Source organism: Roseofilum sp. KMC-1 (assembly GCF_057802075.1).
This window is the reverse complement of the sequence record NZ_CM173605.1, coordinates 1675765-1701451: the sequence shown is the minus strand read 5'-3', so window position 1 is coordinate 1701451 and position 25687 is coordinate 1675765. Positions and strand designations below refer to the sequence as shown.

Annotated in this window: 18 protein-coding genes; 5 read left to right on the top strand and 13 right to left on the bottom strand. The window is 44.8% G+C overall.

What is annotated here, in order from left to right; all coding sequences use genetic code 11:
• The 3 genes from AC3FZD_RS07835 to AC3FZD_RS07825 all read right to left on the bottom strand — a co-directional run bounded on the left by AC3FZD_RS07835 (position 1) and on the right by AC3FZD_RS07825 (position 6679).
• On the bottom strand, positions 1–5274 hold the full coding sequence (locus AC3FZD_RS07835; protein ID WP_488739597.1) for an AAA family ATPase: 5274 nt from the start codon (positions 5272–5274) through the stop codon (positions 1–3).
• A gap of 164 nt (positions 5275–5438) precedes the next feature.
• Complete coding sequence (gene surE / locus AC3FZD_RS07830) at positions 5439–6125, bottom strand: 5'/3'-nucleotidase SurE (protein ID WP_488739596.1); 687 nt, start codon at positions 6123–6125, stop codon at positions 5439–5441.
• 14 nt (positions 6126–6139) lie between these two features.
• Positions 6140–6679, bottom strand: coding sequence for a DUF3011 domain-containing protein (locus tag AC3FZD_RS07825; protein WP_488739595.1), 540 nt, complete (start codon positions 6677–6679; stop codon positions 6140–6142).
• A 183-nt stretch (positions 6680–6862) separates the two neighbouring features.
• Here AC3FZD_RS07825 and AC3FZD_RS07820 point away from each other — a divergent pair, with 183 nt between their 5' ends.
• On the top strand, positions 6863–7528 hold the full coding sequence (locus AC3FZD_RS07820) for a HEAT repeat domain-containing protein (protein ID WP_488739594.1): 666 nt from the start codon (positions 6863–6865) through the stop codon (positions 7526–7528).
• 92 nt (positions 7529–7620) lie between these two features.
• Here the strand turns inward: AC3FZD_RS07820 and AC3FZD_RS07815 are convergent, their stop codons facing one another.
• Positions 7621–7971 (bottom strand): translation initiation factor, encoded by a 351-nt coding sequence (locus tag AC3FZD_RS07815; RefSeq protein WP_488739593.1) that lies wholly within the window; start codon positions 7969–7971, stop codon positions 7621–7623.
• A gap of 1 nt (position 7972) precedes the next feature.
• On the bottom strand, positions 7973–9550 hold the full coding sequence (locus tag AC3FZD_RS07810; protein WP_488739592.1) for a pentapeptide repeat-containing protein: 1578 nt from the start codon (positions 9548–9550) through the stop codon (positions 7973–7975).
• Between the two features lie 176 nt (positions 9551–9726).
• Here AC3FZD_RS07810 and AC3FZD_RS07805 point away from each other — a divergent pair, with 176 nt between their 5' ends.
• Complete coding sequence (locus AC3FZD_RS07805) at positions 9727–10563, top strand: prephenate/arogenate dehydrogenase (RefSeq protein WP_488740293.1); 837 nt, start codon at positions 9727–9729, stop codon at positions 10561–10563.
• Between the two features lie 43 nt (positions 10564–10606).
• On the opposite strand, the gene AC3FZD_RS07800 is transcribed toward AC3FZD_RS07805, so the two are convergent.
• From AC3FZD_RS07800 to tftA, 3 genes are all read right to left on the bottom strand, one after another.
• Positions 10607–11716 (bottom strand): peptidylprolyl isomerase, encoded by a 1110-nt coding sequence (locus AC3FZD_RS07800; protein ID WP_488739591.1) that lies wholly within the window; start codon positions 11714–11716, stop codon positions 10607–10609.
• Positions 11717–11978: 262 nt separating this feature from the next.
• Positions 11979–12329: a hypothetical protein gene (locus AC3FZD_RS07795; RefSeq protein ID WP_488739590.1), complete on the bottom strand. Its 351-nt coding sequence runs from the start codon at positions 12327–12329 to the stop codon at positions 11979–11981.
• 258 nt (positions 12330–12587) lie between these two features.
• Positions 12588–13961: a hormogonium tapered terminus morphoprotein TftA gene (gene tftA, locus AC3FZD_RS07790; RefSeq protein ID WP_488739589.1), complete on the bottom strand. Its 1374-nt coding sequence runs from the start codon at positions 13959–13961 to the stop codon at positions 12588–12590.
• A gap of 64 nt (positions 13962–14025) precedes the next feature.
• Between tftA and dnaG the strand changes: the two genes are divergently transcribed.
• Together dnaG and AC3FZD_RS07780 are read left to right on the top strand one after the other, a co-directional pair.
• A complete protein-coding gene (gene dnaG / locus AC3FZD_RS07785) occupies positions 14026–15951 on the top strand; it encodes a DNA primase (protein ID WP_488739588.1) in 1926 nt (641 codons plus the stop codon).
• Positions 15952–16037: 86 nt separating this feature from the next.
• On the top strand, positions 16038–16646 hold the full coding sequence (locus AC3FZD_RS07780) for a hypothetical protein (protein ID WP_488739587.1): 609 nt from the start codon (positions 16038–16040) through the stop codon (positions 16644–16646).
• Between the two features lie 5 nt (positions 16647–16651).
• Here AC3FZD_RS07780 and AC3FZD_RS07775 read toward each other — a convergent pair whose 3' ends face one another.
• Positions 16652–18004: a glycosyltransferase family protein gene (locus tag AC3FZD_RS07775; protein WP_488739586.1), complete on the bottom strand. Its 1353-nt coding sequence runs from the start codon at positions 18002–18004 to the stop codon at positions 16652–16654.
• Between AC3FZD_RS07775 and AC3FZD_RS07770 the strand changes: the two genes are divergently transcribed.
• Entirely contained in the window at positions 17997–18482 is a 486-nt protein-coding gene (locus AC3FZD_RS07770; RefSeq protein WP_488739585.1) for an ankyrin repeat domain-containing protein, read from the top strand. The genes AC3FZD_RS07775 and AC3FZD_RS07770 overlap by 8 nt on opposite strands.
• 132 nt (positions 18483–18614) lie before the next feature.
• Here AC3FZD_RS07770 and AC3FZD_RS07765 read toward each other — a convergent pair whose 3' ends face one another.
• The 4 genes from AC3FZD_RS07765 to AC3FZD_RS07750 all read right to left on the bottom strand — a co-directional run bounded on the left by AC3FZD_RS07765 (position 18615) and on the right by AC3FZD_RS07750 (position 25634).
• The gene (locus AC3FZD_RS07765) at positions 18615–19403 is read right to left on the bottom strand and encodes a hypothetical protein (protein ID WP_488739584.1); all 789 of its coding nucleotides are present in this window, start codon (positions 19401–19403) and stop codon (positions 18615–18617) included.
• A 20-nt stretch (positions 19404–19423) separates the two neighbouring features.
• Positions 19424–20170, bottom strand: a complete 747-nt coding sequence (locus AC3FZD_RS07760) for a hypothetical protein (RefSeq protein WP_488739583.1) — start codon at positions 20168–20170, stop codon at positions 19424–19426.
• Between the two features lie 76 nt (positions 20171–20246).
• Positions 20247–25064 carry a hypothetical protein gene (locus AC3FZD_RS07755; RefSeq protein ID WP_488739582.1) on the bottom strand — a complete coding sequence of 1606 codons (4818 nt, stop codon included), beginning with the start codon at positions 25062–25064 and terminating at the stop codon, positions 20247–20249.
• 120 nt (positions 25065–25184) lie between these two features.
• Entirely contained in the window at positions 25185–25634 is a 450-nt protein-coding gene (locus AC3FZD_RS07750) for a hypothetical protein (RefSeq protein WP_488739581.1), read from the bottom strand.
• Positions 25635–25687: the final 53 nt, after the last annotated feature.

Here is a 25687-nt window from a genome sequence, read left to right as displayed (position 1 = left end):
CTATTTTTGTTTTAAGACCACCAAAGTAATATCATCAAACACCTTCTGTTCGCCAATAAACTGGCGGACATCCTCAATAATGCGATCGCGAATTTGACCCGCTGAATGTTGCCTATGCTGCTGGGCTAATTGAGCTAACCGCTCTAAACCATACTGCTGCTTGTGCAGATTTTCCGCCTCAGTAATACCATCGGTATACAAGATAATCACATCCTCAGAATGTAAGACCAACTCCTCTTCCTGGATAAACTCACTAATATGCCAATCTAAACCTATGGGAAATCCTAAATCTAGGGTATCAATCAACTCTACTTCTCCATCAGCTCGCACCACAACAATCGCTTCATGTTGTCCACTGACTTTAATCAAGCCCTTGTGATAATTCAGAATAGCCAAACTCATATTTTTATCGGAGTTCATGCGCTCTAGATTTTGACACAGGGTTTTATTCACAATTTCCAGAAAATAGATAGCATTAGCTTCTTGCATATTGTCCAGGGTTCTCACCACAGTTTGAGCCATGAGCATTAACACGCCACTTTCCAAACCATGACCCGTCACATCACCAATAGTAATTTTGATGCGATCCCCTTCATTTAAGATATCATAATAATCCCCACCCACTTCATCAGCCGGTTCCATATAGCCAGCAATTTCTAAATCTTCAAAACGGTCTAATTCCGTGACTTTCGGCAACACCATCTGTTGAATCTTTTTAGCCACATCTAACTCAGAACTCAAACGTAAATTTTCCGAAGTTAATTGTTCATTTAAGGTTTGAATCTCTGCGTTTGCTAAAGCTAATTCCGCCGTTCGCGCTTCAACTTTCTGTTCTAAGTTTCGGTATAAATACGCATTTTCCAGAGCGATCGCCGCTTGTCCGGAAATCACCTGTATAATATTCACTCGTTCATCCGTGAATGCTCCCGTTGTTAAGTGATTTTCCAGATAAACAATACTAATGAGTTGACCTTGATTAACTAAAGGGACACAGAGAATCGATTTAGGTTTATGAGCTTGAATATAACTATCCTGAGTGAAATTTCCAGAATTTGATGCATCATTTAAGACTATACTTTCCTGAGTTCGGGCTACATAGTTGACAATAGCATGGCAGACTAAAGTTGATTTTTCTGCGGGTAATTCTTGCAGTACCTGAATTTCTTCAGAGTTAATATTTCCCGATGCTTGAATGATTAAACTTCCTCCATCGACAATCATTAAACAGCCCGTTTGTGCCCCAGCATTTTGGAGGATAATCTTCATTAACTCCACCAGTAGCTTATCTAAGACAATCTCTCCAGAAATAATCTGATTCGCCTTAAGCACCGTTTTCATATCTAAGGTCTTATGCAAATTTTTTCCACTAGAGGTTTCGGTTAGGGTTTTAGTAAAGTTTAAATCCTGTTGAGAAATAGAAGTCCATAAGCTTGCATACTGGCGATTTAAGTGCTTAACTTTAGCTAAAGCCCCCCAAAGGGTATAAGCATAGCTGGCTTCCTCTATATAGGATTTGGCAATCTTCTCTTTTCCCCAGTCTAAGTAAAACCTAGCAGCTCGTTCATTAGCTAGAGCCTCTTCATTGAGATATTGATTTTTTTTCGCTTCCGCAATCGCACGATCATAATAGTCAATAGCTTCAGCTTTATTCCCTAGAATTCGGTACTGTTCCGCTTCTAGCAAATACCACTTATGTAAATGATTACTGGGCGAATTTTTAGCCCATTGAGAGACAACCGTTTTATGCGGCTCTATTGTCTCTAGAAGTTCAGAATAAGAACAGTATGATTGAAGGGAGTAAGTAGTCAAGTAAGTTAAACAAGCATAGAAATGAAAACAGGGTATAAAGAGCATTCCAGGTACAGCACTCTCATAATCTCTATCTTTAATAAGATTAATGTACTCTAAGCAAGCTTTATAATTGCCAAATAAATAAGCCAGAAATAGTTTATAGAGGTACATTAAAGCCAAGGAAGTTAGTTCTTGAGCTTCCTCTTGTTTCGGTATTCTTTCTGTCTCATTATATACATATCCTAGGAGGCGATCCGGTTCATCAGTCGTTTCTCGTAAATTATTAACCGTTTCCTGCAATGCATCTAAATAAGTCAGTGGAGAAAACTGCTTGATCTGTCTAATTAAGTTACGATAATTAAACAGTTCAGTTGCCATCGTCTCCAGTTCTACTCCAGAAAAAAGCTTACTCAGATAAATAGTGTTAATTGTATATCCAGCAAATAAAAAATCTCCTGTTTCTAGTCCAGCAATATGACCATCTTGCAAAATAGGAATTGTCTCTTGAATTGGGTCTTTAAAGTGCTGAATATGAGCGCCAAACATATTGTGAACGACTGCCTTAAAACTTCTCCAATTAAAACGCTCCAGTAAGTTGAGAGCCAGTCGTCCAAAAGCATAACCCAATTCAATTTCTTGCCATCTTGAACACAAGATTAAACCATGCACAACATAACCAACAACTGAAGACGAAGTATTGCCATACTCAAGGGATAAACGGATTATAGTCATTGCCACAATCGGTAGTAAATCAGGCATGGCTTGGAAGACAGGAGGGAATAGTATTCCCAATAACCTTGTAGCAGCTTGAATTCGCGGATCGGTCATGACTGGCAAATCAACTAACTCTGCAATCGGTCTATTTCCCAGTTGAGCATTCAGGCTATCTAAAGTTGCATGGGTTATTGTTTCATCAATGCGATCAGGGAGTTCAACTCCTAATTGTTTTAAGGCTGTTTTCCCTAAACCGATCGCTTCCAACATATTCGCGCTGCCTGTATTAGACCTAATCAGAATTTCATAGACTTTAATTTTTTCAAGAATAGTATTTCCATTATTCAAAACCAGGTTTGCATAGTAGTACATTTCATCTAAATTAGCATTGAGATAGGCTATCTCTGTAGCTGTGCTATTCAGAGCCAAGGTAAGTTCATATTGACTTTGCCAACAGTTAGCTGCGAGCAAACTTATTCCTGTTTTTGCATATAAGAAACCTGCTGGGTGAGCTGTTGCTTTTTGAGCTTTTTCAGCCGCCTGTAAATTAATTTGAGCAAGCTGTTCTTTTTGCTCTATATCTTCTATTAGTTCTTTCCCTAAATTTAAGTGACTGACTAGATCAAAAAAATTCTCTTCTTTCTCTGCTTCAGATAAATTTTCTAGGAGTAAGCGACCAATTTTCAAATGCAGAGCGGGTTTATCCTCCTCGGCAATTAAACTATAGGCAGCTTGTTGCACGCGATCATGCAAAAATTTATAATTTTGAATCAGCAATTCTTCATCTAATTCTGATAGAGTTAAGATTAGTCCCGATTGAATAGCTGTAACTAAAGCTGTAAAAATCTCCCTAGGTTGTTCTCCCGCAATAATCGATAGTGTCAGTAAATCAAATGTCGCCCCGATACAAGCGGCTAGTTTTAATACTTCCTGAGTTTCACCTGGTAATTTTCTCAGGCTTTGAATCATCAACTCCACCACATTATCCGTAATATTGCTGTTTTCTATCTCTTGTTGATTCCATTGCCATTTTTGCTGCTGATAATCAAAGTTAATTAGTTTTTCTGCATACAAGTTGAGCAAAAATTGGTTTACGAAAAAAGGATTTCCATCGGTTTTCTTGATGACTAACTCAGCTAATAATTGACAGAGATCAAAGGTCTCATTCAAGGTATCACTAATGATTTGATTCACATGATGGAGAGAGAGATTGTTTAAGTGAATTTCCTCAATCACTGCTTGCGTCTCCCTTAACTCATGCATCATGATTTCCATGGGATGACCCGGATTCACTTCATTATCTCTATAGGCTCCAATCAGTAACAGATGTTGCAAATTCACATCGGACATCATTAATTGAATTAACCTTAATGTGGCCGAATCTGCCCATTGTAAATCATCTAGAAATACCACTAAGGGATGATCTTGACTACAAGCGGCATGGATGAAATTCTGAAAGACTAACTCAAACCGGTTTTGGCTCTCTGTTGCTCCTAATTCGGCGACTAGCGGTTGCTCACCAATAATGAGTTCAATTTCGGGAATGACATCACTTAAAACTTTGCCGTTTGTGCCTAATGCTTGCAGAAATTTATTTTTCCACTCGGCTAAATTTTCTCCGCTTTCTGTGAGGATTTGCTCCATAAACTGACGGAAGGCTGTCAGGATTGCTGAGTAGGGGATATTGCGCTGAAACTGGTCAAATTTACCCGAAATAAAATATCCTCGTTTTTCGGTAATGGGTTTATGAATTTCTTGCACTAAGCAAGATTTGCCAATGCCTGAATATCCCGCAACTAAGATGAGTTCGCTTTGCTCTTTGACTCGCTCAAAGGCATTCAGTAATGTTTGAATTTCTATTTCTCTACCATAGAGTTTCTGGGGGATGGCAAAATGATCCGAGATATCGTTTTGACCGAGGGCAAAGGGGTTGATATTGCCAGTTTCTTGCAGTTGGTTGAGAGCGATTTCTAGATCTGACTTTAAACCCCAGGCGCTTTGATACCTATCTTCAGCATTTTTAGCCATGAGTTTGCTGATGATACCGGAGAGGATGGGGGGAATTGAGGGCTGGATTTCATGGGGAGGTTGGGGTTGTTTGGCAATATGGCAATGGATCAGTTCTAATGGATCTGTTGCTGTGAAGGGGAGTTGACGGGTGAGCAGTTGATAAAATAAAACGCCTAGGGAATAAAAGTCAGTGCGATAATCTAAGGAGCGATTCATTCTCCCGGTTTGTTCGGGGGAAATGTAGGGTAATGTGCCTTCTAAGATGTTGGGGTTTTTCAGGGTGGGATTTTCTCGACTGAGCCGGGTGGCGATACCTAAATCAATGATTTTGAGTTGTTGAGTTTGAGGGTTGATGATAATATTGGCGGGATTAATATCTTTGTGGATAATATTTTGGGTATGTAGTTCTCCTAAGCTCTGAGCAATTTTAATGGTGATTTCTAGGCATTGCTCTAGGTTCAGTGGGGATTGCTTGAGGACGTTGCTTAAAGGAATACCTCCGAAATCTTCTAATATGATCGCTAAGGTTCGTTGATAGGGTTCTATACTATAGGCTTCGATGGTTCCCTCTAGTTTGAGGGAACGGGTGAGTTCGTATTCCTGTTTGTAGCGGGTGAGTTCAGCAGGGGTGGGATAGTCTTGTTTGAGGATTTTGACAATGACGGGGGTGCGATCGCTCTGACGGATGCCACGATAAACTTCTGAGTTGGAGCTGTCGTAGATTTGGGTGAGAATTTGATAGCCAGGAAGATCGATCATAACTGGGGTTGCGTTTTATCTCTGGTCTAGTTTGAATAGTTGTCATGGCGATCGCAGGGAAGCAATGGCCAAAATTAGTAATACTATTCAGATGGCTTCACTCCACTGCCTTCTGTTCGCCATGACTTAATTATTATTCTCAATATCTAACCAGGAGATGTCAATCAGATCGATACTTGAGTAACGGAAATTTTACCCGAAAAACAGATATCGACATCAGTTCCCGGAGCGCGATCGCGGCGATCGTAATTTCCGCAGTAAATATACTCATCTCCTTCAAGGCGATACTGGAGGGGTAAGGGTTGGGTACTCAAGGGACAAAACACCATTTCGGGTTCTGGAGAACCGGGTTCTAGATGGGGAATATTCACATTCCAAAAGCATCTCGACTCTAGGGGATAGGAAAACAGCTTAGATAAAATATAGGCTGTCCATTGGCTGGTTCTCTCCCAGTCGATCTCTAGAGGACGCTTAATCCAGTGGGAAATGGCTATACCCCGAATGCCATGAATAGCGGCTTCCCGTGCCGCAGCCACCGTTCCTGACATATACACATCAATCCCCATATTGCCCCCCGCATTAACTCCAGAGAGTACCCAATCAATATCCTGATTCAATTGGGGTTGTAGTTGGGCGATCGCCAACCGAGTACAATCAGCCGGTGTACCCTGAACTGCGTATTCATGGGGCGATCTCCGTTCCATCTTCAAGGGTTTATGGGTAGTCGTTTGATGCCCACAGCCAGAATACTGAACCGTCGGTGCAACAATAATACCCTCCCCCCCAAGAGCATTCTGGAGGGCGCGGATACCCGGAGCATCAATGCCATCATCATTCGTTAAAATTATCATCCGTCAAAATGACCCTAATTTCTACCATCGATCGCCATAATCCAACCCACTAAGCCATCTTGAGTGCGAACTCGCACATATTGCCGTCCACCGTAGAAGAACTGATTATTCCAGTTAACAATTATGGGTTCCCCTCGGTAAACCGTGCGGACGCGATCGCCCTGATTATTATAAATGCCCGACGTAACCCCCACTCGTTCGCGGGAACCCCCACGCACCGGATCGTTAAAATCAATTCCGGGAGGGCCAAAGAAACCACCCCCCCCAGGATTTTGGGCATAATTGGTTTCAAACCGGGCACGACAACCATTTCTGACCCAAACAAACCCATTGCCAAACCCCCAGTTACCCACACAAGGAGCAGTGGAATATTGTTCAACTAAGATCGCCCCATTACGAGTATCCATCGGGCAGTTAGCCGGTTGTGCATCCCGACTCTCGCAGCGCACCGATTGAACTTGAGCGTTAGCTGGTTGCGGGTTAAGCGTGCTTATGCCCACCATCACGCCAGAGGAGAGGGCCGCAGTAACACAAGATTGCAAGATTCGACGCATAGTTGGGTTAATCAGCATAGTTTATAGAATGCGAGTTGATTTTAACATTGTCTCTTTCTGACGGGACTTTTAGTCGGGGAGTGCCAGCGTATCTCTCTCATGCGTTTGGTTAAGAATGCTTTATAATTTGCTTAGATAGCTTAATCGTTTCCCGTTAATTTATCATTATTGCCTCTTAAAATCATGACTGCTTCCAGCTTACAAGAACTGAAGATCCAACTCGATAGTGACAATCTTCGCGATCGCAAGCTGGCTCTGTTAGCTCTGCGCGATTTCTCCCCAACTGAAGCCATGCCTTTGATTAAAAAAGCACTTCAAGACCCCAATCAACAAGTGCGGTCTATGGCCATTTTTGCCCTGGGAGTCAAAGCGACAGAAGAATCCTTTCCCCTGTTGGTGAACCTTTTAGAAGCTGACCCCGATTATGGCATTCGAGCGGATGCGGCTGGTGCTTTAGGCTACTTGCGCGATTTACGAGCCTTTGAACCCCTAGTGCGGGCATTTTATGAAGATCCCGATTGGTTGGTACGCTTTAGCGCCGCCGTTTCCCTAGGCAACCTACGGGATCAACGGGCCCATGATGTCTTACTACAAGCCTTAGATAGTGCGGAAGTTGTCATTCAACAGGCGGCGATCGCTGCTTTAGGGGAAATCCAAGACATCAGCGCCGTCTCCGCTATTTTAAAATTTGCTGGATCGGAAGACTGGCTAGTGCGTCAGCGTTTAGCGGAAGCCTTGGGTCATTTACCCTGTAGCAAAAGCCAATCCGCCCTCAAGTACCTCAGCAAAGACGCTCACCCGAACGTTGCTGAAGCTGCCACCTTAGCCCTAGAAAACCTGACATTCTGACCCCAATCAAGTTTTAATTTTTAAGTTTTAATTTTTTCGGCTGTCGCCGACCTGAAAATTTTTAAGTTTTAAGTTTTAATTTTTAATTGATATCAACCCCCAGAGCGCTTGACTTTATACCCTTTTTGTGATAAGAAAGCCACCATTTTTTGTCCATGATCCCCTTGAATTTCCAAGGTTTGCTCCTTCAAAGTTCCTCCCGCGCCACATTGAGCCTTCAACTCTTTCAACAGAGCCGATAAAGTTTCCTGGGAATGTTGAAACCCTTGCACCACCGTCACCGTTTTTCCCTTGCGTCCCTTACGAGACACCTCAACCTTAAGGTTTTGTTGATTCGGTGGCACATCTACCCCCACCGAGTCTTGCGCCTCGGTGTCCCCATCATACCCAAATTCCTGATAAACAAAGCGATCGCCCGATTTTGCTTTACCTTGAGAGGCCATATCAACTATTTCCTAACTTCTCCAAAATATAAAATCCCCGAATAAAATCCGCCACCACCTCCGCAGTGGGTACAGACAACTGTTGCATTTTCATCGTCGTGGTTTCACTCGCCTGAAAATAAGCCGCCGAATTAATCAAGCGCTTACCAAAAGACGGATGATAATAAACATTCAGGGAGCGATCGCTAGAATTGGTCAAACTCACCTGAGTGGGCATAGAAAAGAACTCGTCCGCACCCGGTGGTTGCGGCAGATCCGCACCCACTTTCACCCGTGCCACCCGACTCATCACCTGACTCAGAGCCTTACTAATTTGCTTAATCCGTTTGCGGTCTCGAATCGTCAAATACTCCTCCATATCCGGAGAGCGAATAATTTCCATCACCTCCGTAATATTGCGTTGGGTGGCCGTAGAATCCTTAAACGGTAAAATGGCTAAATAGGCGATCGGCAACAGCTCCTCATCCCGGTCTAAACGAAAAACCAAAGTCGTTCGACGATAGCCCACCTTAACACTCGGCGGATGACTCATCCCCGGATATTGCTGGGCAATATGATAATAAAACGCCGACAACACAAACCCTGCCCCATGATCGAGTTGGGCATCCACCGTAATACTCACCGTGGGCGGAGTCGGATTAAAAAACTGCTTAAACTCATCCGGCGTAAAATGATAAACCTGGGTATGATCCCCATCCGGACTTAAATCCACCCATTCGCAAGCCATACCATCCGTTTTTAAACCAAAGCGAGACACCCCATAGAGCTTGGCCCCCGTTAACGTTGCCCCACTCAAATCTGCGCCGCTCCATTCCACTTGGATCAAGTTCGCTTGGGTCAAATCCGCATGAACCAAACTACAATTGACCAAATTCGCATTACTTAAATCTGCACCAATCAAATTCGTACCACTCAACTTAGCCTCACTCAAATCAGCCCAACTCAGATTTGTACCACTGAGATCCACCCATCTGAGATTTGCCCCACTTAAATTCGCTCCACTCAAATTGGCTCGGCTGAGATTAGCATGGCGTAAATCTGCATCCCGCAAATCTGAGCCACTCAAATCTGCCCGTCCCAAATCCGTTCCATGGAGATTGGCTCCCTCCAGATTAGCGGCAATCATCGATGTCCCCCGCAAATCCACTTCACTGAGATTCGCCCCACTGAGATTGGCTTGACGTAGGGTGGCTTCCCGTAAATCAGCCCCCGTCAGATTAGCCCGACTGAGATTCGCATTACTCAACTGAGCGCGAATGAGTTCCGCCCGAATCAGTCCAGCTTGAATTAAGCTTGCACCACTGAGATCGGCACGCACTAAATTGGCTACATTAAGAATCGCTCGGTTAAAATTGGCTTTAGTGAGATTGCAACCACTGAGCCGAGCTACATTAAGTTTCGCTTTACTCAGATCAGCCCCTTGTAGGTTAGCCCCACTGAGGTTGGCTACACAAAGATTAGCCCCACTAAAGTTGGCTTCACTCAAGTTAACCCCACTCAAGTTAGCTTCCGTGAGCAAGATGCCCATGAAGTCCCTTTCTCCGGCTTCGTACCGATTAAGCACTTCCTCTTCGTCCATGGCGGTTTCCTACAGATTGGTTGAGTTACACTGGCTTTAGTATAGGTGTCCCATCGGGTATGATAGCTGTGATGATGGGGAGTTGGGGTATAAACCCGATCGGGTGGCTCTGATCGATCGATTGAGAAGCTCGCCGTCGGTTGTCAGCATCCCCAAGGGGGGGAATGAATAAGTCGATGAAAATAGGCATTGTTGGTTTAGGGTTAATAGGCGGATCGTTAGGGTTGACCTTGCGATCGCTGGGTTGGCAAGTTTTAGGAGTTAGCCGTAATCCCCATACCTGTGAGGCAGCCGTTGAACAAGGAATTGTGGATCGAGCCAGTGTTGAGTTGAGTCAATTAAGACCGGCGGAGATCATTTTTATTTGTACTCCCATTGGTTTGATTGTTCCGATCGCCCAACAGTTACTCCCTTTGCTCTCTCCGGCCACAATTGTAACGGATGTCGGGTCAGTTAAAACCCCAATTGTTGAGTCCCTGGCCCCAGTTTGGCCCAATTTTGTCGGCGGCCATCCCATGGCAGGAACGGCAGAGCAAGGTTTAGGTGCAGCTCAGTTAGGATTATTTGAAAATCGCCCCTATGTTCTCACGACCGTGGAGACCACCCCACCCGAATCTTTAGAGCGATTAACCCAAGTGGTGCGATCGCTACAATCGAGAGTTTATCATTGTTCCCCCCAAGACCACGATCGCGCCGTAGCCTTGATTTCCCATTTACCGGTTTTTGTCAGTGCCGGATTAATTGCTACCTGTGCCGATCGACCAGTAGACCCCGTACTGGATTTAGCCCAAAAACTGGCCAGTTCTGGCTTTGCTGATACCAGTCGCGTGGGGGGAGGCAATCCAGAATTGGGTCGGATGATGGCTGAATATAACCGAGAGGCTCTGAGAGAATCTCTCCTCAGTTATCGCCAACATTTGGATCGAGTCCTCACCTGGATTGAAAATGAAGACTGGGCCGCCATCGATGGGTATTTACAGAAAACCCAAAAAGAGCGACCCAAGTTTTTGTAGGGCATGGGGGAGTGGGGGAGTGGGGAATAATCTCCCTATCTCCCTAACTTGTCTGCCCAGGGACTAAATTCTCTGCCCCTTCAACCACTTTCATCGAGATGATGCGATCGCCTTTTTTCAACTCTCGCAATACCTCCTTACCCTCGACCACATAGCCAAACACGGCATAGCGGCCATCTAACAAATTTAAGCCCGCAGGAGTCAACTCCGGCTCAAACAGGAAGAAGAAAAACTGAGAGGAACCTCCATTGGGATCGTTATCCGGACGAGCCATCCCCAGAGTTCCATAGGCAGAAAAGGGTAAAACCGGGTCTTCGCGGTAGAGTCCAACTTCTTCTAAGGTAAACCCATAAACGGGTTCTGCTTCACCTTGAACCCGAATTTCTAAAGGAATTGTCCGATACTCTCCTGTTTTGGGATCGACAAACCCATCTTCTGGGCCGGGAGGATCTCCAAGTTGCAGCACATAGGATTCTTCTGCACGGGTGATAGGTAAGCCATCATAAAATCCTTGGGAAACCAAATCCACGAAATTGCCCGCCGTTACTGGAGCATTATAACCATCAATCACCGCCCTTAAGGTTCCTTGTTCGGTTTCAATTTCTACGGTTGCCCGGCCTTTTAACTGGGGTAAAGAACTATAGTCTGAAGGAACTTCATAGGGAAATTCTTGCACCATCAGATTTTCTAATGTCTCCACTTCAGAGAGGCAGGTTTCTTGTGTGGTAAATGCGGCGGTTTTGTCTTGTTCAGCCACTCGATCCCGAAGGGTGTTGAGATTGACACTCAGTTGCTCTAAAATCTCTTGAGCTTCGGAGCGGCGAGATTCCGGAATACTGGCTAAAATGTTTTCACTACCGGTAGACAATAAGAAACCCGCTTCGCTGAGGCTAGAACTGGCAGCACTCCAACGTCTGCCGCGAATGGGGGCAATAATCGATTCTATATCCCCTTGGATCTTAAAAATGGTGGGATTATCAATGGGGAGAGCATAACGGAGAATGGCATCGCCTTCGGTAATAGCATCGCCTCCGGGGAGCCGACTGTCTCGGTTAGGAGCGGCCTCAGTTGGTGTACTGAATCCTACCGAGCAGGTTAAGACCAGGAGGAAAACCAAGGTTGTCTTTAATAAGGACTTGAGGATATGGATCATGGAAATCTTATTTATGTTATAGCGATCGCGCCACGAGGATCAGCTCTGGGTTAACGAACAAAGCTTCGGTGGTTTACGCTATTAGTCTACAACAAAGCTTTGCCCCTAAACACTGAAAGATGAGGATAGAGGAATGGTCAGACATCGGGATTACCCATTCCCCCATCAGAAACTGACTAGAAAACAAGGTAGGAAAAATCTACCATGATGTAGACAACCATCATAGGTTACGAGACTCATCTGTATTGAATTTAGGGCCGCCTCAAGCCACAGAAGATTGATTGGATTCAGCTTCGCTGCTTTCTAGATTAATTGTCTTAGTCTTATGCCCTTGATGGCGATAGGAATAATAACCATGGAAGGCTGCATTAATCATTTCTCTTTGATCGGACAGAGATAATTGAGCTGATTGGGCTGAAAACTGCTTAAACCAATCTAAAAGCGATCTTTCATCTTCTGTTATTCGGCCATCATCATGTAAGCAAGCCATATAGAGCAAGGTCGTATCGGGACTGAGCAAACTGTCGATCATCATGTGGTAGGGCGCTTTAGAAGCCTTAAATTTACGCCCTAGAACCCCTAGCTTGTCTTTATCTTCAGCACTTAACATCATCACACCTCATCGAGCTATGTTACTTTTTGATTGAGCAACTTTACAGATTGTTAACTTTTGTGTCATTCTAGCCATTTAACTTTATAAGAGTTGTGTTGGTTACTACTATTTTCCTCTAGTGTTATGATCCCCTGAATTTCTCAATTATGGCGATCAATTCAGCTATTAACCCGTTTGTTTAGATCTTCTTAATCTTTTTAACATTTTTGTGAACTCCTCCTTAATTTCGCTGTGATTGAATCAGTTTTTTTCTGTGATTTAAATCAATCCTGCTGACTCATATAACCGACGCAAAATCGCTAAAATTCTCTCTCCATATTGGGGATCGGCTGACCAACGACCACTTAATTGACCGACTAAAGGGGCAATTCCACGGGTAACAAATCGAAATCGAGGCGCAACTAATTCTTGAACTAAGGGTTCCGTACTAGCATAGGCTTTCAGTTGTTGAATTTGGGCGCGTACCCCAATGCGAGCGCTAGGAAAGGATGCACCGGCCGCATTTCCCCCCACATCCCCTAAACCGGCAAAATTATTCTGATTGGATTGAATTTCGCCACCAAATCTTAAGAAACCGGTTTCTAAACACATTTGGGCAAAGGCAATATCATAATTGATTCCTTCAATGGCTCCTTCCTCGCGATAGAGACGGGGGAGATCGGGAAATTGCTGTAGGCCTTTTTCATCATTGGCTTTGAGGAACATCATCAGTTGCACTTCGGTTGTTTTACCATGGCCCATAATCCGGTCTAGGTCACCGGGGCAGAGTTTCAAAATCGATCGCAAAACCACTGTCCGAGTGGCGTTTTCCCAGGCAACAGAAATGCTATAATCCCGTAGTTCGATCGCCTTAATATAAACAATGTTGCGATAATTAATCCGCCGCACATTGGGGTCTTGGGTTAAATCAATGCCAAGTTGGTCAACTAAATCAATAGGGATATAGGAATTACCGTTAATAATCATGCCTTGTTCCCCGTAAATCTGACCATTAATATTAATATTAATGGGAGGATAAACAGGGAGTGTAGGAGTAGGGGAAGGAGTAGGAGATGGGCTAGGAGAAGCATTCAGACTACGGTTCCAAGCTGATAGCCCATCGGCAATGCCCAAGGCCATATCGCGACGACGCTTTTGAATCAGGTCTCGGTCTTCTGGGTTAGTGATTAATCCCACTTCCATCAGTAGGGAAGGAATATAAATGTTACGAATAAAAACCAGTTTTCCTAGGCCACTATTGCTATCGGGTTTAGCGCCTCTGGTGGGCAGTTGGGGAACGCGACGCAAAAGGGCTAAGAGGATTAATTCGGCATGGGCCCGACGTTCGTCATTATTGGCGATGTAAAAGACGCTGGCTCCGCGCACGGAAGGGTTATAAAAGGCGTTAGCATGGAGTTCGAGAGCGATGTCTCCAGAGCCAGCGCGACTGTTGATCCAAGCAATGGTTTGGGCTTCGCTGAGGTCGTCGGGAACGCTGAGAACTTCGAGATTGCGCGATCGCAATTCGGCCACGACGAGATCCCGCAGTTGGATCATCTCCTTGGCTTCTGTGGTTCCTCCGGCGATCGCCCCTGGATCGCGCATTCCGTTTTCCAATCCTCCATGACCCGCAGATAGAAAGATCCGTCCCATATTTAAATTCTCGATTGCCTACAAACTGTATAAACTGTGAATATTATCCTTGGTTTTGTTAGCCATGAGTACCCCAAGACTCCATCCAGATACCATCGAAGAGATTAAGCAACGGGTTGATATTGTCGAGGTGATCTCGGAACGGGTGGTGCTGAAGAAACGGGGGCGGGAGTTTTTGGGGTTATGTCCGTTCCATGAGGAGAAAAGCCCTAGTTTTACCGTGAGTCCAACGAAGCAGATGTTTTACTGCTTTGGCTGTGGGATGGGGGGTAATGCGATTAGTTTTCTTAAGCAGTTGGATAATCGCTCGTTTGGCGAGGTGGTATTGGATCTGGCGCGGCGCTACGAAGTGCCGATCCGCACGTTGGATGTTGAAGAAAGGGAGGAGTTTCAGCGCCAGTTATCGCTTCAGGAACAATTATATGAGGTGGTGGCGATCGCCGCCAGTTTTTTCCAACATGCTCTGCATCAACCGGAAGCACAGGAGGCGATGTCTTATTTACGAGATCGGAGAGGGTTATCTAAGGAGACGATTCAGGGGTTTGGTTTGGGGTATGCGCCGAGCGGATGGCAGACGTTATATCGCTATTTGGTAGAGGTGAAGGGCTATTCGGTGAAGGTGGTAGAGCAAGCGGGTTTAGTGATTGAGCGCAATTCGGGAGCAAGCTATTATGACCGTTTTCGCGATCGCCTAATGATTCCCATTTGCGATTCCCAGGGACGAGTAGTGGGGTTTGGGGGACGCTCTTTGGGTGAAGCGCAACCCAAGTATCTGAATTCTCCAGAAACGCCGATTTTCGATAAAGGGAGTTTGTTATTTGGCTTAGATCGGGCTAAACAAGCGATATCTAAACAGGATCGGGCGATCGTGGTGGAAGGCTATTTTGATGCGATCGCTCTCCATGCAGCCGGTATTTCCGAAGTTGTCGCCTCTCTGGGAACGGCGTTAAGTGCGTCTCAGGTGAAGAAGCTGGTACGTTATACGCCATCAAAATCGATTATCCTCAATTTTGATGCTGACCAAGCCGGAGTCACCGCCACGGAACGCGCCATATCAGAGGTTGCCGATCTCGTGTATCAAGGACAAATTCAACTGAGAATTCTAAATCTTCCTCAAGGGAAAGATGCGGATGAGTTTCTGAAAGCATCGGGGAGTCCTCAACCCTATTTAGAGTTAGTAGAACAGGCTCCCTTGTGGCTCGACTGGCAAATTGAACAAACTTTAAAAGGGAAAAATCTTAGAACTGCTGATGGTTTTCAACAGGTGGCGCAAACTTGGATTAAACTCCTGAGTAAAATTGAAGATGTCACCACGCGCAGTTACTATATTAATGTCTGTGCAGAGTATCTGAGCCAAGGAAACGGCGATCGCCTTAAATCCATTGCCGAAGACTTGGCAAAACAAATCCAACGTCTTCGCCATACTCCCAAAACCAAAACTAACCCCAAGGTTTCCAAGATTGAGGTTAAGGTTACCCCAGAAGACCAGTTACTGTTCGAGACCGAAGCCTTAATTTTACGCATTTATCTCCATGCACCCGAAGCCAGAGAGTATTTTTTGCAAATTATGGGTGATCGCCATCTCATGTTCCAATGTGCTGCCCATCGCTTCCTCTGGTCGCAGATTGAAAGTTTACAGGAAACCTTGCCCATAGATTCTGCCAACTTAGTCTCTAAACTGCAAGATGGGGTTGGGCAGTTTCCCAATTACAGCGATCGATTTCATCCCTTACTGTATTTACAAGAAAAGCATCTTCGTGATATCCAAAAGCCGACATTATCAATAGAAAAAGCGGCCTTAACTTTAGAGCAAATTTTATGTGGTAAGCGCAGGAGTTATGCTGCCGAGCGTCTGGCCAAAACCGATCCTAAACTTGATCCACGAGGGTATGAATATTTCACCCAGCAGTTATATTATAATAAGCAGCGCGAACAAGAATTGAAACGGCTACGGAGTGCTACGGTCTCTGAATTAGTTTCCAGCAGTTAAGGACTAGCAGTTCACCCCTTACCGATTACCCATTTTTAATTTTTTCGGCTGTTGCCGACATGAAAATTTTTAATTTTTAATTGATTATGCCTTACAGCCAGTTCACAAGCCTCACGAAAGTAAAAGAAACCTTCAGCTTAACTACAGTCGAAGGGGTACGATTTTTTCCTGAAATTCAACCTATTGAACCCAGTTCAACGCTTTCAGAAACCCTGACCGAAACGCTTCCCCTAGCCGTAGCAACGGGGAGTGAAAAAGCTAGATCTGAGTTAATCATTAGTCCCATTCTGGTAGAATTTCGCCGCATTCTCAATCGCCAAATTAGTCTATTTTCAGGAGAAGAATTTAATGTGGATGAATCTTTAGGATTGAATGGGCGCTGTGATTTTTTGATTAGCCGGTCTAGGGAACAATTGGCGATTGAAGCACCAGCGATTATTATTGTAGAAGCGAAACAAGCGGATTTGAAAACTGGAATTGGTCAATGTTTAGCTGAAATGGTAGCTGCCCAAAAGTTTAATGAAAGGAAACAACATCCTTTGCCGACGGTTTATGGTTCGGTGACCAATGGCTTCCAATGGCAGTTTTTCAAGCTTTCTGGTACTGAAGTGACGATTGATTTCAATCTTTATGCTCTGCCCCCTGTGGAGACCATTTTGGGGATGTTAGTTTGGATGGTGAATGAAGGGAATTAAAGTGCTTACTCCCTCTTCCGTGGTTTTCTTGCAGCAGTTTGTTCCCCCACTCCCCCACTCCCCCATTCCCCCACAGAGGGCGCGAAGCGCTGTAATTCCTCGATCGCCATCTGAGCCACTTGTGCTGCTGCTCCCTGTTGTCCGCGCACCCTCATGAGGCGATCGCGCATTTCTTGTAACCGCTCTGGATGCTCTAAATACTCAATCGCTTGCTGGGCGACTGCTTCAGCATCTAAATGTCCCACCCATTCCGGCACGATCATCTCTTGTGCCCAAATATTGGGCCAGGCAAAAAATTCCCCTCGCTGTTGCTTCCAAAATATAATTACTTTATTGATCGCTTTGGCAATAGTCGAACCTACAGCCGGTAAATGGGCTAATAGTCCCCAAATCCCATCCCAACTCCGCATCGCGTCCAGTTGTTGGGTAGGTAATAAGACGATCATGGGAATGCCTAAAGACCCCAATTCGGCGGTATTTGCGCCCACAGTCGTGATGCACAGTTGGCATTGCATCAGAAGCTCATAGGCGGGAAAGGTCGTCCATAGGTCAATTTCTAAGCCACTAGGGGTTTTTAGATGGGGTTTAGCTCCGGTTTCGATTAATTCTGCTTCGCCTGTGGGCCAATAGTGCAAACTGGGATTGAATTGGGAATTCCCAAATTGGGCTAAGGTCTGGGTGTTTAGGGTGGGCGCAACGGGAATGATAAATTGGGTTTGCGGGCGCTGTTGATGGATTAATTGGGCGATCGCCAAGGCAAAGGGTACTCCGGGCCGTAACTTATCCGGCTTTGATCCCGGTAATAGGGCAATTAACTCCCCATTAACTGGATACTTTGAGGGTGAACTATACTGGGCTGAATCTGCCATCAAATCCCCGACAACTGTAAATTTATGGGCTAAAGTTGGTTCTACTTTGTCCAAAATTTGTCGATTCATGACGGCAAAGCGATCGATCCAAGGCTGCCATCTGGCTCTCCATTCGGCATAAACCAGGGTTCGATAGCCCAACCGCTTGCCTAAAACCAGGGTAAAAAATTGATCGCCACCCAGAAAAAGGACTAAACCGCGATCGCTCCAGGGCCAATTTTGGGCCGTTTTGCCCCACAATAAAAAAGGAATAAAATCTTCCGGCCCTTGAACCCGGTTTACTTCTGGCAAAGCAGCCGCCATCTGGGTTTCCGAACCACTCGCATTCGGACATGGAGACAACACAACCGAGATGCGAACCTTGTCGTTGTTGGCTCCTAGAGCCTGGCGAATTTCTTTGACCACGGGACGCACCCAAGTGGTGAGTTCTCCCGGCCCATTGGAGAGAATTAGAATATCGATCGGTGATTCAGACACAGATATGGACATAACCTTGTTAATTGAAGCGATCCGAGCTGGCGATCGCCCTACAGTAGAAACCTTAACTCAAACTGGCGATAAAAGTGTATTAAATGACCCGATAAATCTGGCCTTAATTACTGCGGCTGAAACGGGCAATGCTGAGATCTTACAAGTTTTAATTGCAGCCAACTTTGATGTTAATCAAGGGGATGAGGATGGATGGACAGCCTTAATGGAAGCCAGTGCAGGGGGTTATATAGACTTAGTAAAACAACTCCTGACGGCTGGTGCAAATGTCAATGCTCAAAGTAATGATGGTATCACCCCTTTGATGGCTGCTGCGGCTAAAGGTCACACTGACGTGGTGACGCTCTTGGTTGAGCAGGGAGCGGACTTAAAAGCTAAGGATAAGAATAGTTGGACAGCCTTGGTTTGGGCTTCAGCAGAAAAACAGACTGACATGGTGAAATTGCTGCAAAGCTTGCGTTTTCAGGGAGGGGAGTAGGGGCGGACATGAAAATGAGTTAAAGTAGCGGGCAAGATGCCCGCACTCCCTCAATCGATTGATATTACTGGAGTGGGAGCATCTTGCTCCCTAGATTTTTAATTAGGGTATTTCCGCTTCGCGGACTTGATATCACACCCCAAATTGTCCCCAAATTTGTCTAGCAATGCGTTTGGTTAAGGTGGGTCGAGAGGTAAACAATTCTCGCAATGCCCAAGAACTGAGCCGGGGAAGGGTGGTCATCATCCGCCGAATTAACCAGTCCCGGAAGACAAAGCCTAGGAATGTGCCAATGACTGCGGGTAAGATGACCCAAAGTAGCAGGGAGATCAGGACTTGTTGCAGAACACCCGGATCTTGAAGAATAAGGATCAGATTTCTGATGACTAAGATAGCATCGGGAATCCAGATGACGAGCATGGCGATCGCCCAAGCGACGCGCTCAACCAACTGAGTCGTCCTCAACTGCAAGAAATTCAACAGCTCATTAATCAACCAATTATGACTTTGAACCACCCGCAAACACTCTGGTTTATTCAGTAATTCTCGTCCTACTTGGTTAATAATGTCTCCATCTGGCGATAAGACTGTTCGCAACAAAAACTGTCCTTGTTTCCCGCCATCTCCTACATAGAAGGTTTTAAAGGTCAAGGCCGATTGAATCGTTCCCCAGGTGGTTGTATCAATAACAACTATTTGCCTTAGATCGACCAAGATCCGAGCCAACTGACGGGGGGGGATAATTAGGCGATCGCCCCCCAATCGCACCCCCTCAATTTGCTGGAGCATCAACGGATTCAGATAAAACACAAACTCCCCCTCCTCCGCTCGAATACAAGGCGCAATCAAGCTTCCTGGGGTTTCTGGGGGATTTACCAGCGATCGCACCCGCTCTACTGTCTTTCGGATAAACTTAAACACACTCTCCTTTGGAGTCTCATCTACCGATTAGGATTGACAAACGTAGCAGCCGGTAATCTAAACCGTCCATCCGTACTTTTTTCCAGAATATTTTGCACAATCTCCACCATAAACTCTAGCAAACCGCGCCATTGCTTCTCCCCAGAATTCACCCCTTCATTATGGATTTGGATCAACAATTCCTTATGGTCAAAATCCAGTAACTTCTCATGATAGCGATTAATAATATCCCCATCAAGCTGCATCACCGTTTGAGCATAGATAATATCCGTTGATTCAGACTGAATATCTTGACTATCTAAAGCCGCTTTCAATTCTTGCAGTTTACGCAAACCGCGCAAAAAACGACCATTCGAGAGCAAACTCTGTAGCTTTTCTTCATCATTTGGATCATCCGGATTTGGCAGTCGCTCTTGAGCATCGAACAAATCATTCGTCGGATTACTCAAAACCTGCCGATACTCCATCAGCATTTTCTTCCGCAATGCATAATAGCGATGGTAAAGCGCTGGAGGAATTTGACGCTCATAAAAATACTGCTCATCCCCCTCTACCTCTGGAATCTGATAAATATAACGATAGGATTCTTGGGGGACAAATTTGCTCCCCGTAATCTGAGCCACCACCATCGTATTCACTTCCAGGGCAGTCATATCGGTGAGAACCTCACCCAACCCCATCACAAAATCACTAAACCGGCGCTGAAGACTAGAGGTTTGAACCAACTGCCCATTCTCAGTTGGTGTGATTTCTGTTGAATCAGGCATAACCATTGTACTCCTATTGAACAAAGTATTGATGAACTAGCTTAGATTCCATCTGAGCAGAAGAAGAACCTTCATTCTAAGATTTTTTATCCTCAAAAGGATCTTCTAAGTCAGCAAAAGGATCTTCACCCAAATCATTAAAGAGTTCTGAACCTTCCTGATTTGATTCCTCTGATAAGTCTAGAGACTCGCCAAAAGGATCGGCATCCTCCTCATCAGCAAACAAATCAGCCAAGGGATCAACCTCATCCTCCTCTTCTAACATCAGTTCTTCTGTTATAGCCAGAGGGGCGATCTCCTCCTCTTCTTGCTCCCAATCCTCAGACAACAGCTCATCTAGTCCATCCGACTCATCCAAGATTGACTCTTGAACAGACTCCCCAAAGGAATCTAACTCCTCTTGGGCAAATTCGTCAATCATCCCTTCTGAGTCTGGTTCTACCACCGTCGGTGCAGTATGGCTCACGGGGGTATCCTCCCACAGATCTCCCATATCCGCCTCAATTTCCTCCACCGCTTTCGCATCCCTCAGCGCTTGATCTTCCACCTCATCTTCAACCGGTTCAAAATCCAGCTCCTCTGTATCTCCAAACACATCCAACAAATCCGTCTCTTCTCCTTCACCAAATTCCTCAGTCACATCTGAAGAAAAGTCAGGAACATCTAAAGGTATTTGGACTTCTTCTTCCTCCTCAAACACATCTAGTAACTCTTCTGTTTCTCCAAATACTTCTTCCGAAGATGTCGTATCATTCCAGATCGTTTCCGACATCGTATCCGTTTCAAAAGCACTTAAAATTTCTGCCTCTTCTTCCTCTGACGCTTCCGGAATATCTAACAACTCTGTCTCAGCACTACCAAACGGATCTGCTTCCGCTTCCTCTATTTTTTCCCACAGAGATTCTTGGGATTCCTCCATCAGCAAATCTTCCTCTGAACTCCCAAAGGGATCTTCAGTTCCTCCTAAATCCTCTACTAAAGATTCACCCAATTCAGGTTGAGCTATTTCCATCTCTTCTTCCCATAAATCTCCTGTCGATAAATCTTCTTCATCAGCAGTAAAGGGATTAGACTCTGATTCCTCAATCTCTTCCCATAATTCTTCTGTCTCTGAATTGGTTAACGGATCTTCTTCGCTGACGAGCAATTCTTCTTCTGAAGATTCTTCAAATACCGACGCTTCACCACTTCCTTCCTCTTCCCATAATTCTTCTTCTTCACCACTAGCAAAAGGATCTTCTTTACCCACCATTAACTCTTCTTCTGAAGATTCAGCAAACATCGATTCTGTTTCTGAAGTTTCTTCCTCACCAAACGGATCTTCTTCGCTGACGAGCAATTCTTCTTCTGAAGATTCTTCAAACATCGATTCTGTTTCTGAAGTTTCTTCCTCACCAAAAGGATCTTCTTCGCTGACGAGTAATTCTTCTTCTGAAGATTCTTCAAATACCGAGGCTTCTACACTTCCTTCCTCTTCCCATAATTCTTCTTCTTCACCACTAGCAAAAGGATCTTCTTCACCCACCATTAACTCTTCTTCTGAAGATTCTTCAAACATCGATTCTGTTTCTGAAGTTTCTTCCTCACCAAACGGATCTTCTTCGCTGACGATTAATTCTTCTTCTGAAGATTCTTCAAACATCGATTCTGTTTCTGATGCTTCTTCTTCACCAAAAGGATCTTCTTCACTGACGAGCAATTCTTCTTCTGAAGATTCTTCAAATACCGACGCTTCTACACTTCCTTCCTCTTCCCATAATTCTTCTTCTTCGGAACTACCAAAAGGATCTTCTTCACCCACCATTAACTCTTCTTCTGAAGATTCAGCAAACATCGCTTCTGTTTCTGAGGTGACTTCCTCACCAAACGGATCTTCTTCGCTGATGAGTAATTCTTCTTCTGAAGATTCTTCAAATACCGACGCTTCTACACTTCCTTCCTCTTCCCATAATTCTTCTTCTTCTTCGGAACTACCAAAAGGATCTTCTTCACCCACCATTAACTCTTCTTCTGAAGATTCAGCAAACATCGCTTCTGTTTCTGAGGTGACTTCCTCACCAAACGGATCTTCTTCGCTGATGAGTAATTCTTCTTCTGAAGATTCTTCAAACATCGCTTCTGTTTCTGATGCTTCTTCTTCACCAAACGGATCTTCTTCACTGACGAGTAATTCTTCTTCTGAAGATTCTTCAAATACCGACGCTTCTACACTTCCTTCCTCTTCCCATAATTCTTCTTCTTCGGAACTACCAAAAGGATCTTCTTCACCCACCATTAACTCTTCTTCTGAAGATTCAGCAAACATCGCTTCTGTTTCTGAGGTGACTTCCTCACCAAACGGATCTTCCTCACCCACCATTAACTCTTCTTCTGAAGATTCAGCAAACATCGCTTCTGTTTCTGAGGTGACTTCCTCACCAAACGGATCTTCTTCGCTGATGAGTAATTCTTCTTCTGAAGATTCTTCAAACATCGCTTCTGTTTCTGAGGTGACTTCCTCACCAAACGGATCTTCTTCACTGACGAGCAATTCTTCTTCTGAAGATTCTCCAAACATCGCTTCTGTTTCTGAGGTTTCTTCTTCACCAAACGGATCTTCTTCACCCACCATTAACTCTTCTTCTGAAGATTCTTCAAACATCGCTTCTGTTTCTGAGGTGACTTCCTCACCAAAAGGATCTTCTTCACTGACGAGCAATTCTTCTTCTGAAGATTCAGCAAACATCGATTCTGTTTCTGAGGTTTCTTCTTCACCAAAAGGATCTTCTTCACCCACCATTAACTCTTCTTCTGAAGATTCTTCAAACATCGCTTCTGTTTCTGAAGCTTCTTCTTCACCAAAAGGATCTTCTTCACCCACCATTAACTCTTCTTCTGAAGATTCTTCAAACATCGATTCTGTTTCTGAAGCTTCTTCTTCACCAAACGGATCTTCTTCACTGACGAGCAATTCTTCTTCTGAAGATTCTTCAAACATCGCTTCTGTTTCTGAGGTGACTTCCTCACCAAACGGATCTTCTTCGCTTACGAGCAATTCTTCTTCTGAAGATTCAGCAAACATCGCTTCTGTTTCTGAGGTGACTTCCTCACCAAACGGATCTTCCTCACCCACCATTAACTCTTCTTCTGAAGATTCTTCAAACATCGCTTCTGTTTCTGAGGTGACTTCCTCACCAAACGGATCTTCCTCACCCACCATTAACTCTTCTTCTGAAGATTCTTCAAACATCGCTTCTGTTTCTGAAGCTTCTTCTTCACCAAAAGGATCTTCTTCGCTTACGAGCAATTCTTCTTCTGAAGATTCTTCAAACATCACTTCTGTTTCTGAAGTTTCTTCCTCACCAAACGGAGCGGGTTCATTTGCACTTTCAGTAACTAGCTCTTCTAGAAAAGGTTCCTCTGATGAGTTTTCAAAAGGGGTTTCATCGGCAGATTCAGTTATGCTGTCTTGATCGGTTGAGCCATATTGAGCATCAAATTCCGCCATAATATCGTCTTCATCTGAAGACTCTAGATCGGTAATGCTTGGTTCCGGTTGTTCGTAACTTTCAGTCGTGGGTTCTTCAGTGGGGACTGACTCTATTACCGGATCTGATCTATCATCGTCTGAATCTAAAAGATTAATAAAATCTTCTGCATTGGACTCACTGATTTCAGATATATCATTTTCGGGTTGAACTGCATCAAAAATCGGTAAAGGTTGTAATTCAGAATCAATCAAGCTGTTGGATGATTCATCGATTGTATCTGCTTCTGTACTTAATTCTTGATCGTCAATTCCAGAATCAAATGCAGCCATAATTTCATCTTCTTCAGCTCCAAAACCAGGGAAAGATGAAGCAGTTGCTGCGTCTTCTAACTCTAGGGTTGGGGTGAGGAAGTCTGCCTTGAGTTCGGGAATTTCGGTAGAGTCTTCAATAGGAATTAAGGGAGGTTCTGGGAGGGGAGAAGAGTCAATGATGTTTGAGGTTTCCTCTAGCTCAGGATCGCTGTAGGTGGCATCAAAAGCACTCATGATCTCTTGTTCTTCATCGTCTAGAGGTTCTTCAGAGTCGATCTCTAGAGGATTAGTGTTTTCGGGATCTGTGGCGAGTTGATCTTGGAGTTGTGCTTGGGGTTCTGAGGCTTCTGCGGATGAGGTGACGGCGATCGCCGCCGCAGTAAATCCGGCAGCAGCAGCAATAGTTTCTAGGCTTAGATCCGCCTGTTTCTGGCTCTGTAAGGAGGTTTCGGGTTCATTTTCGCCAAAAATATCATCGAGGGGGTCTGAGGCAGGTTCGGGCGTTTTTTCCGTGGGCTGAGTATCGAAGGAGTCAAAAAAGTCATCTTCAGGTTCTTCTAGTGGGGGCGAAGAAGTTTCTGAGATCCGATCGCCCTCAATGCTATCTTCTAGTGCTTCTTCTCCTGTGTCTTCCACAGGAGGCACATCTATTTCCCACTCTACTTGAGCTTCGCTCTCTAAAGGCAAAGAGTCACCTTCATCCCCTTTAGACGCGACTCTTTCGAGATGAGTTACCACCGTCTCAAACTCCGTTTGTTGCATCTCAGCCCACAAGCCAAACAGTTTTTGAATACTGTTCAGATTGCGTTTAATAATTTGTCGGCTGGAGCGAATCTGATTAATATGGAACTCTCGCAGTTCAGTAAAAGGCCCTTTCCCGACAAAGTGACTCCCGACTTCAGTATTGATTTCACCATCAACGATATTAATCCGGCTATGCATCCGATAACCGGGTTGAGCTTCCGGTGGATCATCTGGGTTGGCGTTATAGGGATCGGGTAAGGAGATCCAGGTGGTGATTTCCAGTTCTATTGATTCACTTAAGGCGGTTTTCAAAGCTTCGAGCAGTTCCCCAGCTTTGATCGCTTCCCGAAAGTCGTCAGTGGCTGCCATGATGATAGTTCCTCTTTAATCGATGCCGGAAGCCGATACTCGACCCCATATGAGCAAACCTAAATATCTGTCTATGGTATCTGAATTTGCACAGCTTTGATACACTTCTCACAAACCCATCTATTCACCCTTGAGCAAGTTAGAGGGTTTAGAGCTAGAGAGTTTAGCTGCTTGGGCAGAAGAAATTTTCTTCATGCTTGCTGCCAAGATAGCAAAGAGTTGCTCTAGGTTATCTAAGTTCTGTTCCAGAATATCGCGGCTTTCGTCTATTTGACTCAGATGAAAGTCTTTTAGCTCAGTGTAAGGGCCATTCCCCACAAAGTGGCTGCCCACTTCGGTATCGATTTTACCTTCGATAATGTTGATCCGAGTTCGCATTTGATGACCGGATACGGGCTGAGTTGGAGTCTCTGGGTTGCTTGGATGGGGGTTAACAGCACGTTCATAGCGATCGCCGTCAGCAACCCAAGTTTTAATATCGAGTTCGACTGCTTCGCTCAGAGCAATTTGTAGAGCCTCTTTAATCTTACCGGCTTTGAGCGCGGCTTTGAAGTCATCACTGGCTGCCATCCCTAAATCCCCCTGTCGGTTTTGCTTCGCTTATTCAGCATTTTGTCCCACTC

Bases quoted from the DNA above. Each gene is read 5' to 3' on its own strand.
- AC3FZD_RS07835 (WP_488739597.1), bottom strand. From the start codon at position 5,274: ATGATCGATCTTCCTGGCTATCAAATTCTCACCCAAATCTACGACAGC.
- AC3FZD_RS07800 (WP_488739591.1), bottom strand. From the start codon at position 11,716: ATGATCCATATCCTCAAGTCCTTATTAAAGACAACCTTGGTTTTCCTC.
- AC3FZD_RS07825 (WP_488739595.1), bottom strand. From the start codon at position 6,679: ATGCGTCGAATCTTGCAATCTTGTGTTACTGCGGCCCTCTCCTCTGGC.
- tftA (WP_488739589.1), bottom strand. From the start codon at position 13,961: ATGGGACGGATCTTTCTATCTGCGGGTCATGGAGGATTGGAAAACGGA.
- surE (WP_488739596.1), bottom strand. From the start codon at position 6,125: ATGATAATTTTAACGAATGATGATGGCATTGATGCTCCGGGTATCCGC.
- AC3FZD_RS07760 (WP_488739583.1), bottom strand. From the start codon at position 20,170: ATGCCTGATTCAACAGAAATCACACCAACTGAGAATGGGCAGTTGGTT.
- AC3FZD_RS07805 (WP_488740293.1), top strand. From the start codon at position 9,727: ATGAAAATAGGCATTGTTGGTTTAGGGTTAATAGGCGGATCGTTAGGG.
- AC3FZD_RS07815 (WP_488739593.1), bottom strand. From the start codon at position 7,971: ATGGCCTCTCAAGGTAAAGCAAAATCGGGCGATCGCTTTGTTTATCAG.
- AC3FZD_RS07780 (WP_488739587.1), top strand. From the start codon at position 16,038: ATGCCTTACAGCCAGTTCACAAGCCTCACGAAAGTAAAAGAAACCTTC.
- AC3FZD_RS07770 (WP_488739585.1), top strand. From the start codon at position 17,997: ATGGACATAACCTTGTTAATTGAAGCGATCCGAGCTGGCGATCGCCCT.
- AC3FZD_RS07795 (WP_488739590.1), bottom strand. From the start codon at position 12,329: ATGATGTTAAGTGCTGAAGATAAAGACAAGCTAGGGGTTCTAGGGCGT.
- AC3FZD_RS07810 (WP_488739592.1), bottom strand. From the start codon at position 9,550: ATGGACGAAGAGGAAGTGCTTAATCGGTACGAAGCCGGAGAAAGGGAC.
- dnaG (WP_488739588.1), top strand. From the start codon at position 14,026: ATGAGTACCCCAAGACTCCATCCAGATACCATCGAAGAGATTAAGCAA.
- AC3FZD_RS07755 (WP_488739582.1), bottom strand. From the start codon at position 25,064: ATGGCAGCCACTGACGACTTTCGGGAAGCGATCAAAGCTGGGGAACTG.
- AC3FZD_RS07820 (WP_488739594.1), top strand. From the start codon at position 6,863: ATGACTGCTTCCAGCTTACAAGAACTGAAGATCCAACTCGATAGTGAC.
- AC3FZD_RS07750 (WP_488739581.1), bottom strand. From the start codon at position 25,634: ATGGCAGCCAGTGATGACTTCAAAGCCGCGCTCAAAGCCGGTAAGATT.
- AC3FZD_RS07775 (WP_488739586.1), bottom strand. From the start codon at position 18,004: ATGTCCATATCTGTGTCTGAATCACCGATCGATATTCTAATTCTCTCC.